Origin of the sequence: Blautia sp. HCP3S3_B11, assembly GCF_052064435.1 — a bacterium.
GTDB lineage: Bacteria > Bacillota > Clostridia > Lachnospirales > Lachnospiraceae > Blautia_A.
In genome coordinates, this window is record NZ_JBQHVP010000011.1 from 47923 (window position 1) to 62338 (window position 14416).

The following is a 14416-nucleotide window of genomic DNA, read 5'->3' on the forward strand; positions in this document are numbered from 1 at the left end:
AAAAGTAAGGTCTCAAGACAATTTGCCGGGATGATCGCAAAAATTTATCAAGTGCGCAAGAGAAAGGATATGAGAAAATGTCAATTCATATTATAGATGAAGCAAACCGATGTCTCAACTGCAAAAAACCCAAATGCATGGAAGGATGTCCGGTGCATACCCCGATTCCTCATATTATACAAATGTTTAAAGAACATCAGGTGATGGAGGCAGGGCAAGAACTGTTTAAAAATAATCCGATGTCTGTGATCTGTTCCATTGTCTGTGACCATGAACAGCAGTGCGCAGGACATTGTGTCCTTGGGAAAAAAGGAAATCCGGTGCATTTCTCCAGTATTGAGAATTACATTTCAGATACTTATCTGGATCGTATGAAGCCGGTGAAAGCAGAACCGAAAGGAAAGGCTGTGGCTGTAATCGGTGCCGGACCTGCAGGACTTACTGTTGCCATCATCCTTGCGCAGCATGGCTATAAGGTTACAATCTTTGAACAGCAGGATAAAATTGGCGGCATCACTCGTTATGGGATACCAGAATTTCGTTTGCCAAAGTCAATTCTTGACCGTATGGAAAAGAAAATCCTGAATATGGGCATTCGTATCCGTCCACACACAGCTATCGGAACGGTATTGACAATCGATGATCTTTTTCGGGATGGTTATGCATCTGTATTTGTAGGAACCGGTGTGTGGAAGGCAAGAAATCTGGGAATTCCCGGTGAATGTCTTGCAAATGTACATTTTGGAATTGATTATCTGGAGAATCCGGCAGCATATAATCTGGGAGAAAAGGTTGCTGTGATCGGTATGGGAAATGCCGCCATGGACGTGGCAAGAACAGCGCTTCGAAATGGCGCCTTGCAAGTAACACTTTATGCCAGAGGAACCCATGTGGCAGCCAATTCTCATGAGATGGCTTATGCAGAACTGGATGGTGCGCAGTTTGTATTTGGAAAGGCAATTGAGAGAATTACAGAAAAGGGACCGGTATTTAAGACTTCCATTATTGATGAGAATAACAAGGTGACAGGATATGAGGAGGGAGAAGATCAGGTTGAAGCGGATTCTACGATCATTGCCATCAGTCAGGGACCAAGAAACCGTCTGATTCGCACAACAGTAGGTCTGGAAGGTTCTGATAAGGGACTTTTGATCGTGGACGAGAACGAAATGACCACCCGTGAAGGGGTATTTGCAGCAGGGGATGTGGTGCATGGTTCCAAAACAGTGGTACATGCTGTGGAAAATGCAAAAAAAGCCGCTGCTGCAATGATCGCATATATGGAAAATTAATAAAATATCAAACAATATTTTCCCAGAATTCATCAGCCAGAGATATAAAGTCTCTGGCTGCTTTGCTTAAATAGCGTTTTTTATGATAACATGCCATAATATCCCAGGAAGGCTGGTCGGGAAGGGAGAAAAAACGTAGTTTGCCTTCATGTCCACGAGCATAAAATGATGGAATCAGACCACAGCACATTTCGGCACTGACCATAGTTGCAATAGTAGAATTGCTGGAGGTTTCAAAGAGTACATGAGGTTTGAAGCCGGCGGTTTCAAATATGTGGTCAGTAATCTCACGGAGGGTAGATTCTTTGTAGGTCAGTACAAATGGTTCTTCTCGAAGAGCATAGAGATTTACTGAAGGAAATGATCTGCCTGAAATACGGTCTGTATTGTCAGAACATCTGCTTTCAGGAGGCATAGGATAACGTGCAGGAACTGCTGCAAGAATTTCCTCTGAGGACAGTGGGATATAATTTAAAGAGGGCTTCTGCTGTGAGGGAATAAGTGTAACAAATCCCAGATCCAGATCACCAGATATGAGTAATTCCTGTTGTTTCTGGACACTCAGTTCTCTTGGAGTAACCTGAATGTTGGCATGCATATGGTGAAATTTCGGATAGACATGAGAAAACATAGAAATACCACGTCCCGGGGTGAAGCCAACGGAGAGTTCCCCCTGCTGGATTTTCGCGAGATCGTGAATTTTATGATAGGTGTCTTTTTTGATAAGAAGAATTTCTCTGGCAGCCTGCAGGTAAATTTCACCGGCCTCGGTTGGATGCCAGTCTGTACGTGAACGATGAAAGAGGGAAACTCCCAGTTCTTTTTCCAGTTTAAGAAGCTGCTGATTCAGGGCAGACTGTGTAATATAGAGCTTTTCGGCAGCACGTGTGATATTGTTTTCTTCTGCAATGGCAACGATATATTGTATTTGTCTTAAATCCATGGGTACCTCCATTTTATGGTATATGGCAATGTCCATCTGAATTGTTATAATTTTGCTGTTTTTATTTTATTCCTACATTTCAAAAAATCCAAGAGATTTCTTAAAAAAATTAAGAGAACTATAATTATAACGAATTTTACTTACAGTTCATGCGGCATTATAATAAAGATATCAAAACGAAGGAGGAATTTCTAATGTCATTGTTGGTTAAAGTGAATCAGTCAGATAATGTGGCTATTGCTGTACAGCCTTTGACTGCCGGAACAGAGATTGAAGGACTTCATATTAATCAGGATATTCCACAGGCACATAAGGTAGCTCTTGCAGATATTCCAAAGGGCAGTCCGGTCATCAGATATGGCGTAATTCTGGGGTATGCCATGAATCCGATTAGACGCGGCGACTGGATCAATGAATTTATGCTGGAACTGCCTACGCCACCGTCTGTGGATGATATGGAATATGGTAAAAACATTGTTACAGAACTGCCAGACCCGCCGGTAACTACTTTTGAAGGTTATGTCAATTCTGATGGAGGTTATGCAGGAACCAGAAATATTCTTGGAATCAGTACCACTGTCCAGTGTGTAACCGGTGTGTTAAATGTGGCAGTAAAGAGAATGAAGGAAGAACTTCTGCCGAAATATCCTAATGTAGACGATATTGTGCCAATCAATCATGCATATGGATGTGGAGTTGCTATCAATGCACCGGAAGCAAAAGTTCCCATACGTGCACTTCGCAATCTTGCAAAACATCCCAATTTTGGCGGACAGTTAATGGTTGTAGGACTTGGCTGTGAGAAATTTACAGTACAGATGCTTCTGGACGAGGCAGATATTACACCGGAAAATGTGATTATTCTTCAGGAGAAAAAAGGATTTGATGCCATGATCAATGCTCTGATGGAAATGGCAGATAAGAAACTTGCAATTCTGAATCAACGAAAACGTGAGACATTGCCGCTTTCCAAACTCTGCATTGGTATGCAGTGTGGAGGAAGTGACGCATTTTCCGGGGTAACTGCGAATCCGTCAGCAGGCTATGCAGCGGATATGCTGGTAAAAGGTGGGGCAACCGTCATGTTTTCTGAGGTAACAGAAGTCCGCGATGGCGTTCATTATCTGGCGGAACGTTGTGTGAGCGCAGAAGTAAGAGACAAACTGGCAGCGGAAATGCGTTGGTACGATCATTATCTCGCTGAAGGACAGGTAGACAGAAGCGCAAATCCTACACCAGGAAATAAGAAAGGCGGACTCTGCAATATTGTAGAAAAAGCAATGGGTTCTATTGCAAAATCTGGTACATCTCCAATTGTAGAAGTACTTTCTCCGGCAGAGAAACCTTCAAAACATGGCCTGATCTATGCGGCAACACCTGCAAGTGATATTGTCTGTGGTCCATGTCAGCTTGCATCAGGAATCACCTTACAGGTATTTATGACAGGACGCGGCACTCCATATGGACTCGCAGCAGCACCGGTTATCAAGGTCTGTTCACGTAATGAAATGAAAGAAATGTGGCAGGATCTGATCGATATCAATGCGGGTCCGATTGCCACAGGAGAAGCAACGATCCAGGATATCGGAACAGAATTGTTTAATAAGATCATTGCAGTTGCCAGCGGAAGAGATCAGTCTTTTGCGGAGAAATACAAACTTCACAATGATCTGTGCATTTTTAATCCAGCACCGATTACCTGATATATAAATACAGCCAGACAGATAAGCTGATTTGTTTTAACGTCTTTTATAACAAGATAACTGACAGACATACTGACATTTTTGCAGTATGTCTGTTTTTTTTGTATAACAGAGACTTCTGGCAGATTTTCTGTTATATAAAAAGTATTACAAGGAATTGTACTACCGTATTTCAACAACAGGAGAATAAAATTTTTGGGAATATTTTTTATGTAAACCTGAAAGCACCGGGTTTATGACATGAAAAGAAATACTTTGAAATGAAATGAAATGCAGATATTGCAGATTGTGAAAGATTCAAAAATGTGTAAAAATCAGCGATTTTTTCTTGGATATTATGCGAATTGCACAAAAATCGGGATTGTATATAATAAAATACATAAATGAGAGAAACAAAAAGTACACGAAAACAAAAAACATTGTGGCCGCAATGATTTCAAAAATCTTAGGAGGAAAACAAATGATACCTGTTGTAGAAAAAATGGAAATTTTCCCTGTAGCCGGACATGACTGTATGGAACTGAATCTTTCCGGTGCACATGCGCCGTATTTTACCCGTAATATTGTTATTCTGACAGATTCCAATGGTGTGGAAGGTGTCGGTGAAGTTCCGGGAGGACAAAAGATCACAACTGCTCTGGAGCAGGTAAAGGATCTTGTACTTGGCACAAGCATTGCGGATTACAAACAGACATTAAATAAAGTACGTAAATGGCTGGATGCAAATATTAAAGATGACGTTCGTGGATTACAGACATTCGACCTTCGTACAGGAGTTCATGTAGTAACAGCGATTGAAGCACCACTTCTGGATCTGCTTGGAAAATTCCTGAATGTTCCGGCAGCAGCTCTTATGGGAGATGGTATCCAGAGAGAAAGAGTACAGTTCTTAAGTTATCTGTTTTATGTAGGAGATCGTAAGAAAACAGATCTTCCATATGAAGAAGAACCGGATGCAGAATGTGACTGGTACCGCCTGCGCCATGAAGAGGCGCTTACACCGGAAGCAATTGTTGCCTTGGCAAAAGCTACTCATGAGAAATATGGTTTCGTAGACTTCAAGCTGAAAGGCGGTGTTCTTGCACCGAAAGAAGAACTGAAAGCGGTTCAGGCTATTAAGAAAGAATTTCCGGATGCAAGAGTAGACCTTGACCCGAACGGATGCTGGAGCCTGAAAGAAGCACTGGAGATCGCTCCTCAGTTAAAAGAATGTCTTGCATACTGCGAAGATCCATGTGGCGCAGAGAATGGCTTCTCCGGACGTGAGATCATGGCAGAGTTCCGTCAGGCAACCGGAATACCTACAGCAACAAACATGATCAATACTGACTGGCGTCAGATGCATCACTGCCTGTCCCTGCAGAGCGTAGATATTCCACTTGCAGACCCACATTTCTGGACTATGAACGGATCTGTACGTGTAGGTCAGATGTGTAATGATTTTGGTATGATGTGGGGATGTCATTCCAATAATCACTTTGATGTAAGTCTTGCAATGGTAGTTCAGTGTGCAGCAGCTATTCCTGGAAGGATGAACGGAATTGATACTCACTGGATCTGGCAGGAAGGTCGTGAGAGACTGACAAAAGAGCCAATGCAGATTGTTGGCGGATGTATTGATCTTCCGAATAAGGGCGGACTTGGTATCGAAGTTGACCGCGAGCAGGTTCTCAAAGCTCACAAGCTTTACATGGATAATTGCCTTGGCGCACGTGATGATGCCAAAGGAATGCAATATCTGATTCCTGGATGGAAATTTGACAACAAACGTCCATGCCTTGTCAGATAATCAGAAACAAAATTGTACAGTGACTGTCTGGCAAACGGGCATTTAACAGAATGCTGAACAGTTACAATTAAGAAAAACTATATATGAATATGAAACAATTGGTGCAACAACAGTTAAGCGGTTGTACACCATGATGAGGAGAAAGGTATGTCTGAATCAACAAGGATGTTATTAGGACTTGCATTGGGAATCATTATAATGATCGTCCTGGTAATGAAAACAAAAGTACATTCTTTCATGGCACTTCTGATCGCAGCCATGATCACAGGAATTATCGGTGGAATGCCGATTTCGGATGTAACCCTTGCGGATGGCACAAATCAGATTGGTCTGATCACTGCTATTCAGGAAGGATTTGGAAGCACATTAAAGAGTACCGGTATCATTATCGGTCTTGGAGTTATGATGGGTGGTATTCTGGAGAAATCCGGAGCTGCCGAAAAGATGGCTTACAGTTTCATTAAAGCTATCGGACAGAAGAAAGAAGAATGGGCATTGGCAATTACAGGATGGTTTATTTCCATTCCGGTATTCGCAGATTCCGCAATTGTAATCTTTGCACCTTTGTGTAAAGCAATGTCAAAAGTAACGGGTAAATCTGTAGTAAGCCTTGCACTTTCCCTTGCAGTAGGACTTCAGCTGACTCACTGTCTGGTACCGCCTACACCGGGTCCGCTGACAGCAGCAGGAATGTTTAATGTAGATGTGGGAACTATGATTATCGGTGGTGCATTAATTTCCATCCCTATGCTGATCGTAGTTGTTTTGTATACAAAGTGGATTGGAAAAAAAATCTATCAGATTCCAAATGACAACGGTGGATTTGACAGAAAAGAATTCAGAAAAGAGTACATTAAATCCATGGATGAATTAAATGCCATGATGGATGCAAAGCCTCTTCCGGGATTTTGGGTATCCGTACTTCCAATCATTGTTCCAATTGTCCTGATTCTTCTGAAAACAGTCCTTGATTTTGTAGATAAAGGCAGCAGCGTGATCGATTTCGTAGGATCTCCGATAGTAGCACTTGGTATTGGTACACTTCTTGCGATTTATGGACTGGTTCCGAAGGAAGATAACAAGAAGGTTCTGAAAATGATGGATGATGCCATTAAAGATACAGGTATCATCATGTTGATCACAGGTGCCGGCGGATCTCTCGGCAACGTGGTTAAGGTAAGTGGAATTGGTACAGCACTCGGTGAGATGGTTACTTCATGGCCTCTTCCTGCAGTCCTGATTCCGTTCATTATCGCAGCTCTTATGCGTATCGCACTTGGCTCTGCAACTGTAGCTATCACAACAGCAGCTTCCCTTACTGCACCTCTTATGAGTGTGCTCAGTATCAGTCCGCTGCTTATGTCCTTATCCTGCTGTGTGGGTGCTATTTCATTCTCCTACTTCAACGATAGTGGATTCTGGGTATTTAATGGTATGTTTGGACTGACAGAGCTAAAGGATCAGGTACGATGCAAGACAGCTGTTTCCATGATTATGTCGGCTGTGGGTGTAGTGGAACTGTTGATCGCACAGTTCTTTATATAAAAAATGCAGACAAGTCATCCGGTATATACTCCGGGTGAGACAAAACTGACAATATTAATTCAGTATCTTATAAAACAATGGAAACTGAACCATCACAATTAGTTAAAACACAAGGAGGACAAAGAAATGGGATTTGTGCCAAGAGGTATTATTCCGCCAATCATTACTCCGCTTACTGACGACGGAGAAGTAAATTATCCGGTATTGAGACAGATGGTAAATCATCTGATCGACAATGGCGTACATGGTTTATTCCCACTGGGAACAACCGGAGAATTTTATGCATTTGATGATGATACATATCGTAAAATTCTTGAAACAGTAAAGGATGAGACAAGAGGACGTGTTCCGGTTTACGGTGGTGCAAATCATATCACAACCAGAGGCGTTATCCGTCTTGTAAAAATCTGTGAAGAGGTTGGCGTAGATGCAGTTTCTGTACTGACACCTATGTTTGTATCCCAGACACAGGATGAACTGTATGATTATTATGCAGAGATCGCAGCAAGCACAACACTTCCGATTATTCTCTATAATAATGCACCGAAAACAAACGTAACAATTACACCGGCAACTGTTGCAAAACTGGCAAAGATCGATAATATCGTTGCAGTAAAGGACAGTACCGGGGACATGACAAATGCAGCAGAGTATATTCGTCTCACAAGAGATAATGACAATTTCCATGTACTGATGGGAAGAGACACTCTGATTCATGCAGCACTGTGTTATGGTGCAACCGGTGCAATCGCATCCTGTGCCAATGTAGCTCCGCGCATTACAGCAGATATCTATGATAAATTCATGAAGGGAGACCTTAAGGGATCTCTGGATGCACAGTTTACACTGGCTCCTCTTCGTATTGCATGCAGCATGGGTACTTTCCCGGCAGTTATCAAAGAGGGCCTGGTTCAGGAGGGAATCCCGGTAGGAAAATGCCTCTCCCCAATTGCAGAACTGAAACCGGAAGAAAAAGAAAAACTCCATCAGGTACTCGTTGACATGAAACTGGTTTAATGATTGACAGTTATTAAAAATCGTCTTTGGTAATGGGATTTTGATTTATATGTCTCGGAATAGTGGACTGTTGGATGTTGCATCAAATCTACTGAAAAACAGAAAGACAGGGAATGTAGTATGCGTATTTTTTATAAAGATATGAAAGAAAAAATGCAAAAAATTCTTGTGAAAAATGGTTTTGATGAGAAACGTGCAGAAGAATCGGCAAAGAATTTTGCCGATTCTTCTTTAGATGGGGTATATTCTCATGGTTACCAGCGCTTTCCAAGAGTAATAGAATATATCAGAAAAGGATATATTAATGTAAATGCACTGCCGGAAAAGATCACCGGATATGGTGCAGCAGAACGTTGGGATGGACATCTGGGGATGGGAAATCTCAATGCGGAAATGGCAATGGACAGAGCAATAGAACTGGCCAGACAGCATGGTATTGGCATGGTGACAATGTCGAATACGAATCACTGGATGCGGGGTGGTGCATATGGCTGGCAGGCTGCTGAAGCCGGATGTATTGGAATCTGCTGGACAAATACCTGTCCGAATATGCCGGCATGGGGCGCAGCAGACAGCAGGATTGGAAATAATCCTTTTGTATTGGCTGTTCCGGATAAAAATGGAAATCATGTAGTAGTTGATACTGCCATGGCACAGTATTCTTATGGTAAACTGTCTGTATGCAGACAAAATGGTGAGCAGCTTCCTTATCCCGGTGGTTATGATGAGAAAGGAAATCTGACCTGTGATCCGGCGGCTATTGAGAAAACAAGGAGAGTGCTTCCTGTCGGATACTGGAAAGGTTCCGGGCTTTCCGTTGTGCTGGATCTGATCGGGGGAATGTTGACCCTGGGAAAAACAGTGACTGGAATTGGAAAGGAATGTGAAGCTGAATATGGTCTTACTCAGGTATTTATTGCAATATGGCCGGATATTCTGAATCAGAACCCGGACAGAGCACAGGAGATTCAGGAAGAGACACTGAGAGATATTCAGGAATCTGTCCCTGCAAAGGAAGGTAGCAGAGTACGTTATCCGGGCGAGGGAACTTTGCAGCGAAGACGGGAAAATCTGGAAAAAGGGATTCCGGTCAAAGAAGAAATCTGGAAAAAAATATGTGAAATGTAAAAATCCAACAGGAGGTTTTGGCTATGAAAGTTGTAGTTGCAGTTGATTCATTTAAGGGAAGTATGACTTCCATGGAAGCGGGAATGGCTGTCAAAGCAGGCATCCTTGCAGCCTGTGAAGATACAGAAGTAATTGTAAAACCGCTGGCAGACGGTGGTGAAGGAACCACGGATGCCCTGATCGAGGGTCTGAAAGGAGAACGTGTGGACGTTACAGTTACCGGGCCTTATCATGAGCCGGTTCAGGCATACTATGGATATCTTCGGGAGAGTAACACAGCGGTTATGGAAATGGCAACGGCTGCGGGTATTACACTTTCAGATCAGAAAAATCCTGCAACTGCTACAACTTATGGTGTGGGAGAACTGATCCTCCATGCCATCAGCCGTGGAATCCGTAATTTCATCATCGGTATTGGTGGAAGTGCTACAAACGACGGTGGAGTTGGTATGCTGAAAGCACTTGGATATCAATTTGTGGATAAAAACGGAAAAGACGCCGGAGAGGGAGGACAGGCACTTGCGAAGATTGCATCCGTAAAAATTTCAAACCAGAAGAAACTTCTTTCTGAGTGTAATTTCAGGATTGCATGCGATGTCACCAATCCTCTTTGCGGTCTGCAGGGAGCTACCTATATTTATGGTCCGCAGAAAGGAGTTACTCCTGAGATGCTTCCGGTTCTGGATGCAGGTATGAAAAATTATGCGGAGGTTACCGCAAAGATAACAGGTAAAGATAATCAGAATGCAGCCGGTGCCGGTGCAGCGGGCGGACTTGGATTTGCATTCCTGAATTATCTGGATGGAGAACTGACACCCGGAATACAGCTTATTCTGGAGGCAGTTCATGTAGAAGACGAAATGAAGGATGCAGATGTGGTTGTAACTGGCGAAGGTCGTCTGGACCGTCAGACTGCTATGGGAAAAGCGCCTGTAGGTGTTGCAAAGCTCGGAAAGAAATATGGTGCGAAAACCATTGCATTTGCAGGAAGTGTCACAAAAGAAGCAGGTGCCTGCAATGAAGCAGGAATAGATGCGTTTTTCCCGATCGTACGTGGGATTTCCACACTGGAAGAAGCAATGAATCCGGAAACTGCAAAAGCAAATATGACTGCTGCAGCAGAGCAGGTGTTCAGATTGCTTTAAAGTGAATCTTTTACCGGCAGAGGGAAATATGATCTGTAAAAATAAAGAGAATAGAAAAAAGGCTGTCACTTTTGCGACAAATCGCGAAGCGGCAGCCTCTTTTTTCGTTCCTTATGTATGAATTTTCTATAGCAATCCTCGTAAATAATGCGTTATTTTAGAGAATTGCTATAAGTCAAGTGGATATTCGTAATCCGTTTCGCTGATTGCCTGATTTGGTTAAATTCTATCATTTAACCTATTGTGTTTCATTTAATCTTCCAGTTTGATTTTCTCTTTGAGGACTACACATCCCGCCATATCACCGATAACGTTAACGCAGGTAGCGCCCATATCGCAGAGCGTATTGATACTAATATAAACACCCATAACACCTGCCGGCAATCCAGCCATAGTTGCGAGTGCTGCGAAGGATGCGATGGCACCGCCTGGGATTCCAGGTGTTCCTACGGAGAGGAGCACGTTTGCCAGAAGGATTACGACCATCAGGGAAATGCTTACGTTGATACCGCAGGCATTTGCGAAGAACATGATCATAAAGGACATCAGGATGGATACAGCGTCCATGTTTACTGTAGCACCAAGAGGAATGGCGATACTTGTGATTTTATCAGATACGCCCATTTCATTTTCCATACACTGCTTACTGATCGGAATAGTTGCTGAGCTGGAGCAGGTTCCGAATGCGTTTAGTGCTGCTGGAAGCATTGCCTTGAAGAATTTGATTGGACTTTCTTTTCCAAGAAGTTTGATAGCACCGCCGTAAACAACGATTGCAAATCCGAAGAATGCTACATACAGAATGATCAGCTGGGTTGCAAGTGAAACGATTGTTTCTGTACCGTTGGCTTCCACAACAGGAACGATCGTACAGAAGACACCGATTGGCGTGAAATACATAACTGTGCTGATTACTTTCAGACAGACTTCGTTACAGGAATCGATCACTTTCAGAAGTGCTGCACCTTTTTCACCGATGGCGATGAGGGTGAAGCCGACGATTACTGCAAATACAAGTACCTGAAGCATATTTCCGTTTGCAAAAGCTGCAACCGGGTTGGATGGAATCAGGTTCTTGATGGTATCCAGAATGCTGGTCATTTCTGTGGCCTGGATGTCGGAAGTTGCCATTTCGAATTTGACATCTTCGCCGAGATGAATCAGTCGCGGAATGATCAGTCCTGCGAGGCTGGCAAGTGCAGTTGTGCACAGGAAGAAGATCATGGCTCCGGCTGTGATCTTACCAGTTGTACGGGCATTACCGATACTGGAGATACCCATGATGATAGAACAGAAGACCAGTGGAAAGATCATCATGTTCAGGGCATTCATGTAAATGCTTCCGATGAGACTTGTGACAGTAAGTACCGGCTCAAATCTGCCTGCCAGAAACAGTCCTGTCAGGATACCGAGGATGAGGCCGATAAAGATTGCTGTGGTGATATGCTTTTTGTACCACGAATAGAAATTTTTCATTTCCCTCCTTCATTTTTCTGATGCTGGAAATAACTTGCAGGTGTGTAGAATATATGGTTTAAGTAGAAACAGAAGATGTCAATTGGCTGGTACAGAAAAATTAAGTTTTTACGCCAAGATGCTGGGTACTTAATTTTTACTGCGCAGACTGCAATAAATTTCCGGTCTCAGAAAAAATAGCATGAAATTACTTTACCACAATAACGTGTGAATTGCAATGCAAGGTGTTGAATAACTGTGCATCGCATTCTCGTTACTTTAGTGATGAGTTAGATGCGCAATTTTTTACAAAAAATCCAAACAAATGTTTACCAAGAACAAATACATATGGTATAATATAAATATGGAAAAAGATATATTTAATATAAGTAAAAATGAACTTTCATATGGTAGGGGATATGTGTATTCTTTACAGTATCATCTGATCTGGTGTACAAAATATCGAAAAAAGGTTTTAAAAGACGGGCTTGATACAGAATGTAAAGAAATGTTACAAGCTCTTGCAGAGGAGTATAAATTTCAGATCCTGGCAATGGAGGTCATGCCGGATCATATTCATCTGCTCGTGAACTGCAGACCCCAGTTTTATATCTCAGATATGATCAAGATCATGAAAGGGAATCTTGCACGACAGATGTTCCTTGCGCATCCGGAATTAAAAAAAGAACTGTGGGGAGGACATCTGTGGAATCCTTCTTACTGTGCAGTGACGGTCAGTGACAGGAGCAGGGAACAGGTACTTGCCTATATCAAAGGACAGAAGGAAAAAGAAAAGATATAACAGGATCTTATCAATTATTTTATCAGGGAAAGAGGAAAAAATGCAGATAGTATCCAGTTATGGTGTAGAAATACGAAAACAGAATATCCCGGTCCGCCAGACACTGGAGATCTATCGTCAGGCGGTCAGTTATCTGACGGAAATCTATGAACAGGTGTGGACAGAACTGAAAATGATCTCGGAAGCAAAGAAACGTTTTAACGCGGCAGAGCATTTGGTTCATACAACGAAAAAGAACCAGGCACGTTTTGGTTTTGACATCCGTTTCCCGAAGATGCCTTCTTATCTCAGGAGGGCAGCCATCCAGCATGCACTGGGAAGTGTATCTTCCTATGAAACCCGTCTGGAGCAGTGGGGAGCAACAGGAGAACTATCTGGGAAACCGCACCTCACCTGTGAAAATCATGCCATGCCGGTCTTTTACCGGGATGTGATGTACCGCGAAGGGACAGAGGGAAAAGATGAGGCATACCTGAAACTGTATGATGGGCATGACTGGAGATGGTTCTGTGTGTGTTTAAGTCATACGGATATGGAATATCTGCGCAGGAACTGGTATGGGAAAAAGGCATCTGCCCCGACACTGGAAAAAAGACACCATAAATATTTTCTGCGTTTTTCCTATACAGAAGAAATGACACTTACTCAGACACCTGTAAAAGACCAGATCATCTGCAGTGTGGATCTGGGGATCAATACGGATGCAGTCTGTACCATCATGCGGGCAGACGGAACTGTCCTGGGGAGAAAGTTTATTGACTTTCCCAGTGAAAAAGACCGGATGTACCGCACACTGGGACGGATTCGGAGATTCCAGAGGAAACATGGAGCTGCACAGACAGGAGGAAGGTGGTCATATACCAGACGCCTGAATATAGAACTGAGCAGAAAAATTGCAGGGGCAGTTGTAAAATATGCATGGGAGAACCATGTGGATGTGATCATATTTGAGTATCTGGAGATGAATGGAAGGATATCAGGAAGTAAGAAGCAGAAACTGCACCTGTGGAGAAAACGGGATATCCAGAAACGGTGTGAACATCAGGCACACAGGAAAGGAATGCGTATATCCAGGATCTGTGCATGGAATAGCAGCAGACTTGCGTACGATGGATCAGGAACAGTCCTGCGTGATGGGAAAAATCACAGTCTCTGTACATTCCAGACGGGAAAAAGATTTAACTGTGACCTGTCAGCTTCTTATAATATCGGAGCCAGATATTTTATCCGTGAACTTTTAAAACCCCTTCCGGTAACGGAAAGGTCTTTACTGGAGGCAAAAGTCCCTTCAGTAAAGCGTAGAACCTCATGTGTTTATGCAGATTTAAGGGAACTTAGTTCTCAGAGATGGGACTCTTAAAAGCAGCATAAACACAGGCAGATATACAGCGGACTACCTGTAATGTGGGAACCTGCCATATCTGGCATGGAAAAAGCGCATATCTGCGCTATCCTAAGTTACAGGCGTATCCGCCGATATTTAGTCTGACGCCTAAAGCGTCTGGAAGCATGTGACTTTAGTCATGTGAGGTTCACTTTGGCGGATTTTGTGTGATATTATGGGCATGGAGAGAGAAAATATAGTGGATTTGTATGT

11 protein-coding genes are annotated in these 14416 nt (G+C 42.9%); 9 read left to right on the plus strand and 2 right to left on the minus strand.

Features of this window, described 5'->3' with window-relative positions; all coding sequences use genetic code 11:
- Window positions 1-77 precede the first annotated feature (77 nt).
- On the plus strand, window positions 78-1292 hold the full coding sequence (locus ACTNC0_RS10170) for an NAD(P)-dependent oxidoreductase (RefSeq protein WP_291808970.1): 1215 nt from the start codon (window positions 78-80) through the stop codon (window positions 1290-1292).
- A gap of 7 nt (window positions 1293-1299) precedes the next feature.
- Here ACTNC0_RS10170 and ACTNC0_RS10175 read toward each other — a convergent pair whose 3' ends face one another.
- Complete coding sequence (locus ACTNC0_RS10175) at window positions 1300-2235, minus strand: LysR family transcriptional regulator (RefSeq protein WP_291808972.1); 936 nt, start codon at window positions 2233-2235, stop codon at window positions 1300-1302.
- Window positions 2236-2429: 194 nt separating this feature from the next.
- On the opposite strand from ACTNC0_RS10175, the gene garD reads away from it, so the two are divergent.
- From garD to ACTNC0_RS10205, 6 genes are all read left to right on the plus strand, one after another.
- Window positions 2430-3938 carry a galactarate dehydratase gene (gene garD, locus ACTNC0_RS10180; RefSeq protein WP_291808974.1) on the plus strand — a complete coding sequence of 503 codons (1509 nt, stop codon included), beginning with the start codon at window positions 2430-2432 and terminating at the stop codon, window positions 3936-3938.
- 460 nt (window positions 3939-4398) lie between these two features.
- Complete coding sequence (locus tag ACTNC0_RS10185) at window positions 4399-5727, plus strand: enolase C-terminal domain-like protein (RefSeq protein WP_291808976.1); 1329 nt, start codon at window positions 4399-4401, stop codon at window positions 5725-5727.
- Between the two features lie 147 nt (window positions 5728-5874).
- Window positions 5875-7272 (plus strand): GntP family permease, encoded by a 1398-nt coding sequence (locus ACTNC0_RS10190; RefSeq protein WP_441087268.1) that lies wholly within the window; start codon window positions 5875-5877, stop codon window positions 7270-7272.
- 126 nt (window positions 7273-7398) lie between these two features.
- Window positions 7399-8289, plus strand: coding sequence for a dihydrodipicolinate synthase family protein (locus tag ACTNC0_RS10195; RefSeq protein WP_291808980.1), 891 nt, complete (start codon window positions 7399-7401; stop codon window positions 8287-8289).
- A gap of 120 nt (window positions 8290-8409) precedes the next feature.
- A complete protein-coding gene (gene yiaK, locus ACTNC0_RS10200; RefSeq protein WP_291808982.1) occupies window positions 8410-9417 on the plus strand; it encodes a 3-dehydro-L-gulonate 2-dehydrogenase in 1008 nt (335 codons plus the stop codon).
- 23 nt (window positions 9418-9440) lie between these two features.
- Window positions 9441-10562 carry a glycerate kinase family protein gene (locus ACTNC0_RS10205; RefSeq protein ID WP_291808985.1) on the plus strand — a complete coding sequence of 374 codons (1122 nt, stop codon included), beginning with the start codon at window positions 9441-9443 and terminating at the stop codon, window positions 10560-10562.
- A gap of 252 nt (window positions 10563-10814) precedes the next feature.
- Here ACTNC0_RS10205 and ACTNC0_RS10210 read toward each other — a convergent pair whose 3' ends face one another.
- On the minus strand, window positions 10815-12038 hold the full coding sequence (locus tag ACTNC0_RS10210) for a dicarboxylate/amino acid:cation symporter (RefSeq protein ID WP_441087270.1): 1224 nt from the start codon (window positions 12036-12038) through the stop codon (window positions 10815-10817).
- Window positions 12039-12381: 343 nt separating this feature from the next.
- On the opposite strand from ACTNC0_RS10210, the gene tnpA reads away from it, so the two are divergent.
- Both tnpA and ACTNC0_RS10220 read left to right on the plus strand, forming a co-directional pair.
- The gene (gene tnpA, locus ACTNC0_RS10215) at window positions 12382-12819 is read left to right on the plus strand and encodes an IS200/IS605 family transposase (RefSeq protein WP_294652784.1); all 438 of its coding nucleotides are present in this window, start codon (window positions 12382-12384) and stop codon (window positions 12817-12819) included.
- A 40-nt stretch (window positions 12820-12859) separates the two neighbouring features.
- A complete protein-coding gene (locus tag ACTNC0_RS10220; protein WP_441087271.1) occupies window positions 12860-14179 on the plus strand; it encodes an IS200/IS605 family accessory protein TnpB-related protein in 1320 nt (439 codons plus the stop codon).
- Window positions 14180-14416 lie beyond the last annotated feature (237 nt).

Bases quoted from the DNA above. Each gene is read 5' to 3' on its own strand.
- ACTNC0_RS10170 (WP_291808970.1), top strand. From the start codon at position 78: ATGTCAATTCATATTATAGATGAAGCAAACCGATGTCTCAACTGCAAA.
- ACTNC0_RS10175 (WP_291808972.1), bottom strand. From the start codon at position 2,235: ATGGATTTAAGACAAATACAATATATCGTTGCCATTGCAGAAGAAAAC.
- garD (WP_291808974.1), top strand. From the start codon at position 2,430: ATGTCATTGTTGGTTAAAGTGAATCAGTCAGATAATGTGGCTATTGCT.
- ACTNC0_RS10185 (WP_291808976.1), top strand. From the start codon at position 4,399: ATGATACCTGTTGTAGAAAAAATGGAAATTTTCCCTGTAGCCGGACAT.
- ACTNC0_RS10190 (WP_441087268.1), top strand. From the start codon at position 5,875: ATGTCTGAATCAACAAGGATGTTATTAGGACTTGCATTGGGAATCATT.
- ACTNC0_RS10195 (WP_291808980.1), top strand. From the start codon at position 7,399: ATGGGATTTGTGCCAAGAGGTATTATTCCGCCAATCATTACTCCGCTT.
- yiaK (WP_291808982.1), top strand. From the start codon at position 8,410: ATGCGTATTTTTTATAAAGATATGAAAGAAAAAATGCAAAAAATTCTT.
- ACTNC0_RS10205 (WP_291808985.1), top strand. From the start codon at position 9,441: ATGAAAGTTGTAGTTGCAGTTGATTCATTTAAGGGAAGTATGACTTCC.
- ACTNC0_RS10210 (WP_441087270.1), bottom strand. From the start codon at position 12,038: ATGAAAAATTTCTATTCGTGGTACAAAAAGCATATCACCACAGCAATC.
- tnpA (WP_294652784.1), top strand. From the start codon at position 12,382: ATGGAAAAAGATATATTTAATATAAGTAAAAATGAACTTTCATATGGT.
- ACTNC0_RS10220 (WP_441087271.1), top strand. From the start codon at position 12,860: ATGCAGATAGTATCCAGTTATGGTGTAGAAATACGAAAACAGAATATC.